This is a genomic window from Clostridium sp. DFI.1.208 (assembly GCF_024463855.1).
GTDB lineage: Bacteria > Bacillota_I > Bacilli_A > Erysipelotrichales > Erysipelotrichaceae > Clostridium_AQ.
In genome coordinates this window covers 52,331-66,538 of record NZ_JANGCA010000025.1, presented here as the reverse complement: position 1 = coordinate 66,538, position 14,208 = coordinate 52,331, and the positions used below count along the sequence as shown (strand labels likewise).

Genomic DNA, 14,208 nt, shown 5'->3' with positions numbered 1-14,208 from the left:
TCATCAAAAAATTCAATATATCCTTCAAAATATACAAAAAAAGACAATTTCATTTCGAAAATTGCCTATATACAATAAAAAGCCTATGTCCTTACGAAAAGGTATAGGCTTTTGTCAACAATCTGAGACGCAAGTTGAGGCTTGCGTCTTATGTTGTAAATCTGCATGCTTTCTTCTTAAGAAAACGGCATTTATTTTTTGTTTTTACTTAATGTTTAAATCTATCAACATCCCATTATGGGTATTATCTGGATTGAAAGTGAATGCATCCTTTTCATGATCCACATTAGAAATTGTTCTTATCTGATTTTATCATCCACTTGTACTAAAAATTCACTGTCATACGAAATGAAAAAGGAATTCAAAACATCATCGCCCTTTATGCTCTGCATGCAGGAAGTGTTTCTGTATGATGATAATTAAAACGAAAACTGCAACATAAACCAAATAGAAAACTGTGCATAACTTGCAGGAATAGTTTGCTTTTTTTGTGGGATAGAAGGTAAATGATCACTTCCTGCGTGCTTTATAGATGAATGCCGTATTGCTCCGTAATGAACTCAAGATCATTATACAGCTCCTGTCGTGAATATCCGCCTTCCTGAAGCTCTGGTTCACGCAAAGAATTTAATTGATCAAACGCTGAAAGTGCAACCTTTAGATATTCCATGCTGCCGGTCGCAAAATTTTCACGTAAATACTGTATAGCTTCTGAATATTTTTTTTCCTTTAACAGCTTCTGTATCTCTTTGTGGTATTTTTTTACGTCCTCATCACTGAGCTCATCCTCCACCCTGATTTCACTTTTCTCACGATGTAAAAGCACCTTGCCCAGCATGTCGGTCATACCTTCAATCTGGCGCATGATCCAGTCGTTTTCAAATACACTCATATCTTATTTCCTGTCTGCCGCAAACACGATTCCGGCATCCTTTCTGGCTGTCTCATACACTTCCATAACAGTTCTTGAATAAGCGAGCAGCCGTGTGCAGCGCTCATAATCATCCAGCTTAAAGATGTCACGGAAATCCTGTAATTCATAATACAAAGCTACATCATTCTGCACAATGGAAGGATGCTCGATGTTTTCTCTGCCGATCTGTATGGTAAACTCTGCGCATCTGCTTGTCTCCGAACGCATGGTGATAAATCCCTTTTCTCCCTGAATCTGTGCAATGCATTCACTTCGTGTGTCCTTACAGCCGACACATACCGCCTGAAAGCCGTCATATTGCAGTAATACGACACCACTTGTGTCAATGCCGTTGTCATGTAGATTGGCATAGTAATGCACCTTTTTCGGCTTTCCAAACATGCCGATAACATAATGCAGATTATAAATATTGATGTCAGCCAATGCACCACCGGAGAATTCCGGATTGAATACATTCGGTGTTTCTCCCTGTAGAAATTTGTCATAGCGACTGGAGTATTGAGAGAAGTTACACTGAACCATACGAATGGTGCCAAGCCTTGGAAGCTCTTCCTTCATACGGAGATAATTTGGCATATGTGCAGTTACGATTGCTTCAAATAGATACAGATGGCGCGCCTGTGCTTCTTTTACCAGACAATCGAATTCCTTCACAGTGGATGTAAACGGCTTTTCACAGATGACGTTCTTTCCTGCCTTTAATGCTTTTAATGCATGCTCAAAATGCAGACTATTCGGTGATGCGACATAAACGAAATTGATGTCCTCATCCTTCAGCATCTCATCCATCTTTGTATAGATTTTATCGATTCCATATTTGTCTGCCAATGTACGGGCAGAGGATTCCTTACGGGAATACATGGCAACACAGCTGATGCCGGCGCTTTCCTGTACGGCTGTTAAAAACCAGTCTACGATAAAGCCTGTTCCTATGGTTGCTACTTTCATGATGATCCCTCCATTCTTATCTTAAATATAGCACATATGCTTGTTTGTGAACAGAGAAAGAGAATGCCTTTTACAATATTCAATTCTTAAAAAACTGTTGGTTTTTCATGAATTGTTATCTGGGGTTTTTCCTGTATAATGAACATGTAAAGGGTGATATCATGAAAAAGAAATACCTTCTTTTATTATTTGTCCTACCGCTTCTATTACCGCTATCCGTACAGGCGAGAGCAGGAGGGGGTGGTTCCGGCGGCAGTGGTGGCAGCTCCGGGGGCAGCACATCATCGGGAAGTACAAATTCCAATCATTATCATGGTCGCGGATACAATGATCCGATTGGCAGTATGTTCTCTACAATCGCTATGGGAGGTCTGCTTGTATTGATACCTGCCATGCCAATGCTTGCCTATCGAAGAAGAGTGAAAAAGAAAGCAAAGCAAAGTGCTGCGCTGCTGCAAAGGATAGATGATATGGATTCCATTTGGAATGAAAAACAAATCAAACGGCGCGTTGAGGATATTTACTATCATGTACAGGAGGCATGGACGAATGCAAAAGTTGAAGACCTGAAGCCTTATCTTACAGAGCATTTGTATGAGCAATGGAAGATGCGCCTTACCTGGATGGAGCTGCGTAATGAGCACAATGTTTTGGATCACATCAAGCTGCTGCGAAGTGCGGTAGTCGGCGTTCAGGATTATAGCGATGACAGTCAGGATTCCTGCTGGCTGTACATCGAAGGAAGCATGGTTGATTATACCGTGAATTCACAGACGCACACAGTGACGGAAGGTTCACGCAAAAAATCTACCTTTGTGGAATACTGGAAGCTGCAAAGAATTGGGAATTCCTTTTATCTGGACGATGTCAGACAGAAGGAGGATGTGAACCCGGAGGATTTTACAGACTGGAGGGAATAGAGATGAAAACAAAGGATATCGTATGTGCAGTTATATGCATGGATCAGCGTCTGCTCATTGCGAAACGAAGCAGCAGTGTACATGAAAACATCTGGGAGTTTCCAGGCGGTAAGGTAGAGCCGGGGGAAACAAGGGAACAGGCAGTAGTTCGGGAAATACAGGAAGAGCTGGAGCTGTGTGTGGATATCGACAGGTATCTTACAACGATCCGTGATAACAGAGAGGATTGCACCTTGCTCGTACACGCCTATCTTTGCAAATATATATGTGGTGATATTCGCCTGCATGCGCATCATGAATATGCATTGGTAACTCCGCGTGAGCTTTACAGCTATCAATTTGAAGCAGCGGATCATCCCATTCTGGATATGCTTCAGGGCTACAGCTTATGATGTGGGCATTTTTCATTGTACTGCTGACGCTGATAACGATTATAGCACTACCGCTTGTTTCGATGACTGCGTTTATGCTTGTATGGGCAACCGCACATAGATATATGTCACCGGTTTTTATTCTTACGGTGATTATGGTATTTATCTACCTCTGGAGTATGCTGATTACGAAGCATCGGTATCAGCGATGGCTGAAAAAAAAGATGCAGCTTTTGCTGATTCTTCCGATTGCTTTGGGAGGCTGTATACTGGGGGGAACCTTTGCGTATGATGCATGGCAGAGCCGGTTTGAGGTGATGCGCAGTGAGGTTGATTTGTTTGAATATGAACCGTTTCATAGCGATAAGCTGGCAATTCTCGATAAAAAAAGCTCTTATTCCATGCAAGAACCACTTTTAAGGCTTGACGGCGCAACAGCATTATACCCAGTATATGCTTCCTTCGTGCAGGCAGTGTATCCTGAGGAAGGCTATGCTGATTATAGTGCAGATACTGTGCGATGTACAACAACACCGTTTGCATATGAAAGTCTAATGAACGGCGATACTGATCTCATTTTTGCGGCAGCTCCCAGCGATAAGCAAAAGGAAATGTTTGAAAAAGAGGAGAAGGAGCTTGTCATGGTTCCCCTCGGTATGGAGGCCTTCGTATTCTTTGTGAATTCTGAGAATCCGGTGGAATCATTAACGACAAAGCAGATTCAGGATATTTACAGCGGTAACATCACAAATTGGAAGGATGTCGGTGGTAGTAATAGACGAATTCGAGCCTTCCAGCGTCCGGAGGGAAGCGGTTCGCAATCTGCTTTGCTGCGCTTTATGAAGGGAAAGAAACTGATGTCGCCACCGCAAAAGGATGTGGCAAGCGGTATGGGCGATATCGTGACGGAAACTGCAGAATATGAAAATAGAGAAAATGCAATCGGTTATTCCTTTCGCTATTACACGCAGGGGATGGTAAAAAACAAAGGAATCCGCCTGCTCAAGGTGGATGGCATTGAACCGAGTGTTGAAAATATACGCATGGATACATATCCAATCAGCAGTCCGTTTTATGCAATTTATGTGAAAGGAAATACGAATAAGAATCTGCAGCCATTTCTAAACTGGATACAATCGAAGGAAGGGAAAGAGCTGATTGAGAAAACAGGATATGTGGCAGGCTCATAGCATGTATAGTAAAGAGAATCGGAAAGTGGCTCCGGTTTTCTTTGTATTTGTAAATACTCGCCGATATTCTATTATGGTTGATGATTGGTATGCTTTGTAAATTCCATAATTTGTTATAATTACGCAGCGCTTTATAGTATAATGGAAATAGAAAAGAGGGTGAGAGATTATGCTAAAAACAGATGAAACAAAAGTCCTGCGCGATCCGATTCACGGTTATATCCATGTGGATTTGCAGGTTGTATGGGATTGCATCAATGCAAAGGAGATGCAGCGCCTGAGGCGGATCCATCAGCTGGGTGGAGATTTTCAGGTATATCATACAGCGGAGCATTCACGGTTCTCCCACTCTCTGGGTGTTTATGAAATCGTACGGCGCATGGTTTATGAAATTGATCAGCTGCGAGAAGCATTAAGTGATTATGAAAAAGCGGTAGCAATGCTTGCAGGGTTGCTTCATGATATCGGTCATGGACCGTTTTCCCATGCCTTTGAAGGCATAAGTATGTATAAGCATGAAGAATACACTGTGAAAATCATAACAGAGAACAGTGAGATACACCAAATTCTGGCTGCCTGTGACGCACGGCTGCCGGAGGATGTCGCAAGCATTATTCAATATCGCCATCCGAAGGAATGTATGAATCAGCTGGTAAGCGGTCAACTGGATGCGGATCGTATGGATTATCTTCTGCGGGATGCCTATTTTACAGGGACCAGCTATGGAAAATTTGATCTGGAACGAATTTTAAGAACAATACGTGTAAAGAATGGAAGGATTGTTGTGAAGGCCAGTGGAATACACAGCGTGGAGGATTATATCATGGCCCGCTATCATATGTATTGGCAGGTATATCTTCATCCGGTAGCCCGCAGCTATGAGACCTTGCTTTCTATACTGTTTCGCAGGATGAAAGAGGTGTTTGTACTGCATCCTGAATATCTGAGCGATGTAAAAATGTTTCATCCATTCCTTTGTGGTGCGGATGCAGGGATTGATGCTTTGTATCGTCTGGATGAATCCGCAGCCCTGTATGGATTCTCCGAGCTGGTGTCCTGCAGGGATGAAATTCTGCGTGATATAGCCTATCGGCTTTTGAATCGAAAGCTGTTTGAATATGTGACCCTGAAATATCCGGAGGATTTAAAACGCATTCAGCTTCATGTACAGGCATTGGGATACGATCCGGATTACTATGTGTATCAGGATGTTGTCTCTCAAAAGCCGTACTCTCCTTATAAGAGCAATGAAAGCGGACATAATATCTGGGTTCTCGAGGAAAGCGGCAAGGTTAAGGAGCTGTCAAAGGCCAGCGATATTGTTCGTGCATTGACAAGAGCTGATTTGAAAGAGGAATCTAAGATTTACTTCCCTGAAGAAAAACTGCATATAAAATAACCGTCATAAGACTACTCCTATCCAATGGGAAGCCGTTATATTGATAACGATTTTCATTTTGAAGGGAGAGCCGTCCTATGACGGTTTTTATGACAGGCTGGCTTATCACGACGTTTTATCCCAGCAATCCGATATGAAAAGAGGGAACTGCACGAATAGGAAGTACAGCACTGATAAAGATTATTTTCGCGGATATACCGTTCTAGGACGATAGCCATTCCTTTTTAATTGCTTATTCCAGGAATGATGCGCCATTTTCATATAAAGACTGCGTGGAAACGCCGGTTGAACATAACTATTTTCGATTGCAGTATCCGTCAAAATTGCTTCTCTCATGCACCGCAGGGCTTTATCAACAGGTGCCTTTGGACCATGCTCCCACGCCATAGCTTGTATTTCATTCAGCATGGGGCCTGCACCGATACCGATTCCCCCCATGAAACACATACCGGTTTTTTTGCACCAGTTTTCCACAATCTGAAGGGCACAACGGTTTTGCTTTCCCTCGAAAAAGCCGCAATTCACGATGGCATACAGCTTTCCCTTTACAGGAACGCTCTTTTGCTCTTTTTCCCACTGCACAAGAAAGCTGAGAAGATGGGAAGGCAGTGCATCAAAATAAAGAGGAAAAGTAAGCACAACGGTATCATAGGATTGCAGCTGCTGAAGGAGCTGAGGATTTTTATGGATATTTATACTCTGAAAAACAGTGATATCCTCCATGCCCGAAAAAAGACGCTTTGCCAGCATTTCACTGCAGCTGTTCGATGATTTTGGTGAGCCGCATACGATTGCACAGTTCATCTACTTGTCACTCCTTCCATTGTTTGTAAGAGGGCAAGGGCCTTTTCGCTGTCTTTGCAGAGATGGCATTGTACATTTCTGCAGTCCATATTGACTCCATTTGCCTGAACAAGTGCTTGAAGAGCGTTTTGTTCCTGCACATCCTCACTGCCATATGCAATAACAATTAGCTGCAGGTGAGTAGAGGAGGTCAACACATGGTGCATTTCATGATTACGGATCGTAAAATACGGCTGCACATAGGAAAGGGAGCGATCGATTGCACATTTCACAAATGGACTATAGGAGCCATATACATTCCTTGTAAGGATATAAAGCATATCACTTTGTTTCATTGAAGCTGTAAAGGAAGAAATATCGTCTTGAAAAATGCAGGCTTCCGGGGTTTTTACCCAGCAGGAAAAGCATCCTGCGCAAGGTGCTGTTTGTTTGAGCTTATGAATGTCAAATACAAAGACATGTTCAGAAAAATGCAGAGGTGATAAGGGAATATCGGATAGTATGGTCTTCATGATTCATCCTTTCTCAGCTAAGTGAACGCTGTTTACATTGATAGATTATCATAGAATGTTTACACTGTCAACATCGTGTGATAAAATACAGATACATAGAAAGGGGATTGATCTGCATGCGGGAACAAAGCTACCATCATAAGGATTTAAAAAATACACTGATTAAGGAAGGCATTCGTTATATCAATGCGAATGGAGAGCAGAGCTTGTCTATGCGAAAGCTTGCCGCGCTTTGCCATGTATCACATACTGCATTGTATAAGCATTTTCAAAATAAGGAAGAATTTATGAATGCCATTTCTGCTTATATAGAGGATCAGTTCACCGCGGCATTGCAAAAGTCCTGCGAAATTGCAGGTGGTGATGTGGATGAAGCTATCATTCAGATTGGTACAGGCTATGTGAGCTTTATGGTACAGCACCCTGATTTTTTGAAATATCATACCAACACCATGAAATCCCAAATGTTTCAGCTGCACGACCTAAAGGAGAAATCTGTGGAATCTTATGAAATTTTCCGCTGCACCGCCCTTGCTTTTTTGAAAAAACATGATTGTCCGAAGGCGGAGTATCAGAAAGAAATCCTCTTTATGTGGAGCCTGGTTATGGGGCTGAGCAACATGTTTGCATATAAAATTATAGATTCTCAGGAGGAAGCACTGAAAACGGCAGAGGAGATTATACGCAGGGAAATCAATCTGCGCTGTATGAGGTCTGCTTATTCTAGGTAAACCGTTTTCTTAAAATACAGTGTAAAGGATAATTCTGTCGTATACATTTTCCGCGCAGTATTCTTTTGCAAAAAGAAGACAGGATATCAACGTATTATTCTATGCATTAGACAGTGAATTCATCAGGAAATCTAAAGGCATAATAAAAATAGCGCTGCATCTTCACTATCTATGAAAACATAAAGAGGCTTCTTCTTCCCATCATGAATTTGGCAGCTTTTGTAAGAGATATCATTTTCTTGAAATTCCTAGTGAAATCACGGTATGGGTATGATACAATAGTAGAACAGAAAAGGTCAGGAGATGGATACGATGGGTAGTTCAGAACTCGAGATACTAGAAATCATTTCTTCCGTGGGACAGGCTAGAAGTCTTTATATCGAAGCGATTCAGGAGGTCAAAAGCAAAAACTACGGACAGTGCAACGAGCTTGTAAGAAAGGGCAATGAACTATATGCCAAGGGGCATCGTATACATCAGCGTCTCGTGCAGGAGGAAGCTGGTGGAAATCCGGTGGATTTGAATCTTCTTCTCACACATGCGCAGGATTTACTGATGAGTGCGGAATCCTTTAAGATTTTATGTGATGAATTTGTTGATTTGTATCGTAAATTTGATGAGCTGGAAGAAAAAATATATGATAGAGGATAAAGACATGGTGTGATTTCCATGTTTTTTATTTCTTTACGTGGAGCTTTGGCATAGGCCAGCATAGAAATGTGAACATGATGGTTTCATACATACGACCACTTCCTTCTAAACATAAAAGAGCAATAAACGAAATGTTTATTGCTTCAAAGAGCGCTCGTAACCAGAGAACAAAGCAGGTTTCATCGCTATGTTTTCGACATTCAAAATACTCAGAAAATCGAGCTATCACATTTTGACAATGGCTGCCGGTTAAGCATAATCACGGTGCAGCTTCATTCATGAAGCCCATTGAGAAAGCTCACAATAGCTTGCCATACCTCATTGTTCATAGCGATATCACCATGCTGCAGGGTATCAAAATGCATGACCTTTACCGGTTTGGGAAAGCTTTGTATCAGACGCCTTGAGAGGCCAGGAGAAACAATGGTATCCCGATCACTCAGTATGACCAGAGCAGGACAGGTCACTGTGCTAACATACCTATCACTGGTTAGGGGATAGCGAATCAGGTACTGCAAGGGTCCATAGAAAACGGGGAAATAGGAGTTGAATAAATCCCTGCCGTTATTGTATGGAGAAAGTAAAATCAGTGCATCCGGCTGTGATATAGAGGCTGCATAGCTTGCAATTCCCGTACCAATGCTGTAGCCGACAAGAATCAGCTTTTTATCCGGAAACCTGTGACGGGCATAGTGCAGCACGGCATCTGCCATTTTGAATAATTCAACCTGTGACAGGGAGCCCCTGCTGTCTCCATAGGAAGGGTAGTCAACACTGAGAAAGTATGTGTTTTTCATATAAGAAAAAATTCCACTTTCATCATACTCTCTGCATAAGGCGCTGGTGTTTTGTGCATTTCCTCCGAAATATACGAGGATGCTGTCCGCATTTTCTGCTTTTTTCAGCCACCCGACATATTGAGAATCTAAGCTGATGCGTTCATAGGTTTTATCCGTCATGAGCTTATCTCGTTCCTGAGGACTTGCATTTGGATAAAAGATAACATATTCCTGTGCAAAATAGATGGTTGTGAGAAAGATGAAAAGCATACTGATCAGAAGAAATGCAAACAGACGGCAGACGATATGGCGGAATGGTTTTGTATATTCCATATTTACATATCGGTGCACAAGAAGCCCGGTCATGATAAACAGGGATAGCAGAAGCGGCAGAAGGTAGATGCCGATCCGAACCCATAGCGGATAATAGCTGGTAACCAGTGCCTGCTGGCGCAGAATGTAAAAAACAATGCATATTTCCAGACAAATATTGATGAGCGGAAAGATAAACAGAAAAAATCTTGGAAAATGATAACGATAGATGAGAATCTCAAAAACTGTAATGGCTGCCGCAATGAGCAGAACCCATACAAGCTGCATAGACAGCATCTCCTTTACTTATATTACAATATCGCCTTCATTTGGTGAGCATACTGTTTGCGAAGCCTGACAGATCTCCTGAATACAAGCGTCCGCAAGTTCATACACAGGCAGTATTTTTAAAGCAGCCTTGCAGGTACCCAATAGCATGCGGCAGTCAATCATTGCTGCGCTATTGCCGGCTTCATTCATCAAGTTTATATGAAAATTTACAGTCTCTTTTTGTAATAAATCTGAATCAGAAAATAAGCCAATAGCTGAATGCCCAGAAGAATTTGAAAATAGCTGCAGATGATCTCTTCATGATATAAGGAAGCAAGGATAGAGGCTGCAAGGGTTGTGATAAGGGATATGTGAAACGCCTGAGCTCCGCTATTTTTCTTAATTAGGAGATTGCGTTCATCTATTTCACTGATGATTAGCTGCTCACGATTCTTTTGTGATACTCTGGCAGACCATACCGTTTTTAGCATGCACAGGGAGGCGACAAGACCGCCGACACCGCCGCTGAACAGGGAGGAACCGCGATATTCCTCTGAGAAGCCGACAACAATCAGCACGACGGATAGAATGATAAACAGTAGAATCATAATGCATTTCATCCTTATAATATTCTGTTCTTTCATAATTCATCCACTCCTTCTGTAAACAGAAATACCTCTTCGATACGATGATGAAAAATTGTTGCTATACGGTGTGCGAGGTGGATGGAAGGATCATATTTGCCCTTCTCCAGCGAAATAATTGTCTGCCGGCTGACTCTGCACCGCTGTGCCAGATCTTCCTGTGTCATTTGTAATTCCTGCCGAAGCTCCCGGATTCTATTCTTCATGAATGTGAAGCCTCCTTTACATCTTTAGTATACCACCGTATGGTTAAAATGTGAAGTATGCTTTACATATATTTGCTTTTCTTGTGCAGGTTACTGCTTATATTTGTATCTTGTATAATATCGCTTGTGTTTCCCTTGAATTCCGATAAACTATAGGTGAAAAGGGTGAAAGTATGAAACTTAAGCTATTATGCAGAAAAGAGATGAGAGAACAGCTGTTGGATGATCTTCAAAAGGGGCAGGTTACTGTTTGTGAGGATGCCGATTATGTACTATACGAGGCCAATTATGATTACCGCTATCTGCTTGTCAGGGATCGGGAGGAATACATGCGTCTTGCTGTTGAAGATATCATCTATATAGAAAGCATTTCCCAGGAAATATGGATACATACGATGGATGGCTGTTACCGCGTAAAAGAAACGATGTATCAGCTGGAGGCCAATCTGTATGAAAGGGGATTTCTGAGAGTTCATAAGGCATTTATTGTAAATAAAAAGGATATACGGCGAATCCGCAGCAGTCTGAATTCAAAATTTACGCTTATCCTCACAAACGAGGATCAAATTGAGGTATCCAGAAGCTATTATTACCGGTTCAAGGAAGAAATGGGATTTTAAGGAGGGATGCGTATGCTACAGACTTTGTTTGACAGACAATCATCCGCCGGTTTGCTTCTGCTTATCATGCTTCTTTTAGTGGCAGGTCTGGTGATTTATGTCCTTTATAAGCATTACTATGAGCTGCGGGTCAATCAACATTTGAAAGCACCGGAAAAGCAGATTCATTTATTAACAGTCCGGACAGTGGTATGCATTTGGGGGATTCTCTCAATCCTGACGCTATCCTGGTATATGGGCTATTATTATCTGCGTGAATCAAAGCAAGGTGAAACGACATGTGATATGTATGATACACAACAGTATGCTGGTGTGGACGAAGAGCTAGTGCAGGAACAGCTGGCTGCGCTGAGGAAGGATAGTACCTCTCTCAGTATGCAGAAGGAAAAGCCCAATAAGCATGTAACCGTTACCTATGCTGTAAATAATCGGAAGGAATATGTATATGTCGTTATGTATGATCTGCTTCGAGCACCGCAAAAGGATGAACAGATTATTATCCGTAATCGTACGGATAGTGGCTGGACAAGTGGGGAAATCAAGGCGGATTCGCGGAAAATCATATCCATGACCACAGGAACGATCAAGGATTCGTGTGCAGCACAGAAGCGCAGCATTCACATATATAATTATACCCGGGGGAAAAATAAGAATCGTGTCGATTATTATGACAGCTATACGATTGAAAAGGGAGGTATCCATCGATGAAAAGAATCGCAGGAATTACAGGGCTGCTTATTCTCTGCTGTATAGGAGGATGTGCTCCGGTACAGAAGGAAGCGACATTTCTGAAAGCAAGCAATCGATTTCATTTCCCGGAAGAGGACATGGAAGAAAGTCTTATCGTCCGGTTTAAAAAAGAAGGCGGTGATGGTGTCAGAGTAACGGGAATTGCAGATTACAAGGCGGATACTGTAGTTGATCCTCGTTATGTAATCGATGAGGAAACTCCTATGGAGGATGAGGATTTCTATGCGTATGGAATTCAGCTTCCCATGTTTAAAGGAATGAAGGTAAGCTTTTCCAAAATCACCTATCAAAAGGATCAGGAGGGGAAAACAGCGGATATTGGTATATATGAAATAGAAAAAAACGGAATGGGAATAGAAGAAGCCTCCATTTCAAAGAACTGGGATTCAGAAGAAAAAGAGCTATACATCGACGTATATACAAAGGAGACAGGAAGACTTATTCACGTTGAGGCTGTTAATCCGGATGTTCCGGTAAAGATTGAAATTCAGAGAAATAAATATGGCGATTTTGATACAGACACAAGAGTTATTCTTCGCTATGAGCTGCCAAAGGAATATGATATGACAGCTACAAATTTCTGCTATACCTTTGAAAAAAACGGCAGAAGGATACAGCGGTATGGACGAGGTGTAGTTGAGCTTTATAGAAATGGAAATCCAACGGCGGGCAGAGGCTTTCAGCGCCTTGCTGTGTGACAGGTACGCACATGGATACGTTTGCACAGAAAGTTACAGCCTCCTATACGCAATGGCCATGGGTTTTACTTCTATCAGTTCTTGGCGGAGCTTTCCTTTATGTTCTATATCGATATCGCTATGATAAAAATCTGAATGCTGCTCTGCTTGGAAAAACCGTGAGAAACCTCCCTGCCCCTGCATCCGTTTTATCCATCTATGCAGTATTATCAGGAGCGCTTATTCTGGTTTTATTTGCTATGAACACACAGCCGAAGGAAGCGAAAGTAAAAAGCTGTTACACCATGGACAGTTATCTGAATTTAAATGCAAATGAAGAGACAATCAAGGAAGAAATACAGCAAATGGAGAAGTTAAAAAGCAGGGAGTCTGTCTCTTACCATGAGCAGGAGCTGAAGTCCGGAATCCGGATGCAGTATGTAATTAAAAATAAAAAGGATTATGTTTATATCATCAGTTATGAACGTACCGCTACAGATGTAAAGGAGTATTACTATGTAGAGCTGCAGGATATTTTCGGTGGTAAATATGCAACGAATATTATAATGAATCCCAAAGATAAAAACCTATCTGTCATGGTTCGCGGAACTATGCAGGAATCCTGTGATGCTTCTGAATTAAAGCTGGATCTGCGCAATGTCACAGAAGGGAAAAATAGAAATCCTGTGCATGAGGAAATTCGCTTCACGGTAGAAAACGGAGGAATCCACAGTGAAAATAAATAAGAAAGTGGTTTTGCTTCTGTCTGTCATCATAGTTGTCCTGTTTCTTCTCTGGTACAATATACAACCAGTATTCTCTACAATAGCATTTCAGCGCAATAGTGTGGAGTATATCAAAACAACAGAGTATGCAGTCGAAAGTGTTTTCTTTGAAAGGAAGGATTCTTCCACAAAAGCAGTTGATAATCCAAAGCTGGAAGATTTCAAAGTAATACAGCCTCTTGACCCTGCGGTGTGGTTTTCCACCGATGTAACATTAACGGCATATGTTCCTTTGAAAACAGGGAGTCGGGTACAATTTCATACACTGAGGTATACAGAGAACGGCAAAGAGAAGACGGCAGATATCGGACGGTATGATATACGATCTAAGAAAGGAAATGCATTGCAGGAGTCAGAAATATCAGGCAGTGCGCAGGATGAGCGGTGCATAAATATACGGATTCATAAACAAGCATATGGAAAGCTGAAGAAGGTAGAAGCTGTAAATCGTGATTTACAGCTGGAGTCTGTAAATATAAGCGAGGATCAGAAAAACTATCAGATCAATATCCGTTATAAGCCATTTTCTGAATATGACTATACTTATACCAGTCTGAAATATACATTTGAAAAGGCCGGTAAGGAGGAAATATATTATGGAGAACAGGTGCTGCCAATTCATAAAGAGTTCGGAATGCAGTTAAATGTGATATTTGAATCCTGAAACTTTCCTGAAATGGAATTGTAATGTTGTACGAAATAAAG

Annotated in this window: 18 protein-coding genes; 11 read left to right on the top strand and 7 right to left on the bottom strand. The window is 41.7% G+C overall.

The genetic code is table 11. The features are described from left to right. Positions 1 to 526 precede the first annotated feature (526 nt). Both NE665_RS13830 and NE665_RS13825 read right to left on the bottom strand, forming a co-directional pair. Complete coding sequence (locus tag NE665_RS13830) at positions 527 to 892, bottom strand: DUF6483 family protein (protein WP_117443304.1); 366 nt, start codon at positions 890 to 892, stop codon at positions 527 to 529. Between the two features lie 3 nt (positions 893 to 895). Then, positions 896 to 1,882, bottom strand: a complete 987-nt coding sequence (locus NE665_RS13825; protein WP_117443303.1) for a Gfo/Idh/MocA family oxidoreductase — start codon at positions 1,880 to 1,882, stop codon at positions 896 to 898. A gap of 161 nt (positions 1,883 to 2,043) precedes the next feature. Between NE665_RS13825 and NE665_RS13820 the strand changes: the two genes are divergently transcribed. From NE665_RS13820 to NE665_RS13805, 4 genes are all read left to right on the top strand, one after another. Continuing rightward, positions 2,044 to 2,802, top strand: a complete 759-nt coding sequence (locus NE665_RS13820) for a Tim44-like domain-containing protein (protein WP_233104694.1) — start codon at positions 2,044 to 2,046, stop codon at positions 2,800 to 2,802. Between the two features lie 2 nt (positions 2,803 to 2,804). Then, positions 2,805 to 3,194: a (deoxy)nucleoside triphosphate pyrophosphohydrolase gene (locus tag NE665_RS13815; protein ID WP_117443301.1), complete on the top strand. Its 390-nt coding sequence runs from the start codon at positions 2,805 to 2,807 to the stop codon at positions 3,192 to 3,194. Beyond that, the gene (locus tag NE665_RS13810) at positions 3,191 to 4,363 is read left to right on the top strand and encodes a substrate-binding domain-containing protein (RefSeq protein ID WP_117443300.1); all 1,173 of its coding nucleotides are present in this window, start codon (positions 3,191 to 3,193) and stop codon (positions 4,361 to 4,363) included. The genes NE665_RS13815 and NE665_RS13810 overlap by 4 nt, the downstream gene beginning before the upstream one ends. Positions 4,364 to 4,532: 169 nt before the next feature. Further along, on the top strand, positions 4,533 to 5,762 hold the full coding sequence (locus tag NE665_RS13805) for an HD domain-containing protein (RefSeq protein ID WP_117443299.1): 1,230 nt from the start codon (positions 4,533 to 4,535) through the stop codon (positions 5,760 to 5,762). Positions 5,763 to 5,942: 180 nt separating this feature from the next. Here the strand turns inward: NE665_RS13805 and NE665_RS13800 are convergent, their stop codons facing one another. After that, the gene (locus NE665_RS13800) at positions 5,943 to 6,566 is read right to left on the bottom strand and encodes a flavodoxin (RefSeq protein ID WP_117443298.1); all 624 of its coding nucleotides are present in this window, start codon (positions 6,564 to 6,566) and stop codon (positions 5,943 to 5,945) included. Next, positions 6,563 to 7,078, bottom strand: coding sequence for an NAD(P)H-dependent oxidoreductase (locus tag NE665_RS13795; RefSeq protein ID WP_117443297.1), 516 nt, complete (start codon positions 7,076 to 7,078; stop codon positions 6,563 to 6,565). Before NE665_RS13795 ends, NE665_RS13800 begins: the two co-directional genes overlap by 4 nt. Positions 7,079 to 7,194: 116 nt before the next feature. Between NE665_RS13795 and NE665_RS13790 the strand changes: the two genes are divergently transcribed. Continuing rightward, positions 7,195 to 7,809, top strand: coding sequence for a TetR/AcrR family transcriptional regulator (locus NE665_RS13790; protein ID WP_181968914.1), 615 nt, complete (start codon positions 7,195 to 7,197; stop codon positions 7,807 to 7,809). Positions 7,810 to 8,121: 312 nt separating this feature from the next. Further along, complete coding sequence (locus NE665_RS13785) at positions 8,122 to 8,460, top strand: PTS lactose/cellobiose transporter subunit IIA (RefSeq protein WP_117443296.1); 339 nt, start codon at positions 8,122 to 8,124, stop codon at positions 8,458 to 8,460. 272 nt (positions 8,461 to 8,732) lie between these two features. On the opposite strand, the gene NE665_RS13780 is transcribed toward NE665_RS13785, so the two are convergent. The 3 genes from NE665_RS13780 to NE665_RS13770 form a co-directional block, all read right to left on the bottom strand. After that, entirely contained in the window at positions 8,733 to 9,839 is a 1,107-nt protein-coding gene (locus NE665_RS13780; RefSeq protein WP_118654784.1) for an alpha/beta hydrolase, read from the bottom strand. A gap of 209 nt (positions 9,840 to 10,048) precedes the next feature. Then, positions 10,049 to 10,465 carry a hypothetical protein gene (locus NE665_RS13775; RefSeq protein WP_117443294.1) on the bottom strand — a complete coding sequence of 139 codons (417 nt, stop codon included), beginning with the start codon at positions 10,463 to 10,465 and terminating at the stop codon, positions 10,049 to 10,051. Beyond that, positions 10,462 to 10,671, bottom strand: a complete 210-nt coding sequence (locus tag NE665_RS13770) for a helix-turn-helix transcriptional regulator (protein WP_117443293.1) — start codon at positions 10,669 to 10,671, stop codon at positions 10,462 to 10,464. The genes NE665_RS13775 and NE665_RS13770 overlap by 4 nt, the downstream gene beginning before the upstream one ends. A 173-nt stretch (positions 10,672 to 10,844) precedes the next feature. Here NE665_RS13770 and NE665_RS13765 point away from each other — a divergent pair, with 173 nt between their 5' ends. Genes NE665_RS13765 through NE665_RS13745 form a run of 5 tightly spaced genes read left to right on the top strand, consistent with a single transcriptional unit; the run spans position 10,845 to position 14,167 of the window. Beyond that, entirely contained in the window at positions 10,845 to 11,291 is a 447-nt protein-coding gene (locus tag NE665_RS13765; protein ID WP_117443292.1) for a LytTR family DNA-binding domain-containing protein, read from the top strand. A gap of 12 nt (positions 11,292 to 11,303) precedes the next feature. Next, positions 11,304 to 11,999: a hypothetical protein gene (locus tag NE665_RS13760; protein WP_117443291.1), complete on the top strand. Its 696-nt coding sequence runs from the start codon at positions 11,304 to 11,306 to the stop codon at positions 11,997 to 11,999. Further along, positions 11,996 to 12,739, top strand: coding sequence for a hypothetical protein (locus NE665_RS13755; protein ID WP_117443290.1), 744 nt, complete (start codon positions 11,996 to 11,998; stop codon positions 12,737 to 12,739). Before NE665_RS13760 ends, NE665_RS13755 begins: the two co-directional genes overlap by 4 nt. 11 nt (positions 12,740 to 12,750) lie before the next feature. Beyond that, on the top strand, positions 12,751 to 13,464 hold the full coding sequence (locus NE665_RS13750) for a hypothetical protein (protein ID WP_233104693.1): 714 nt from the start codon (positions 12,751 to 12,753) through the stop codon (positions 13,462 to 13,464). Then, positions 13,451 to 14,167, top strand: coding sequence for a penicillin-binding protein (locus NE665_RS13745; RefSeq protein WP_117443288.1), 717 nt, complete (start codon positions 13,451 to 13,453; stop codon positions 14,165 to 14,167). The genes NE665_RS13750 and NE665_RS13745 overlap by 14 nt, the downstream gene beginning before the upstream one ends. Positions 14,168 to 14,208: the final 41 nt, after the last annotated feature.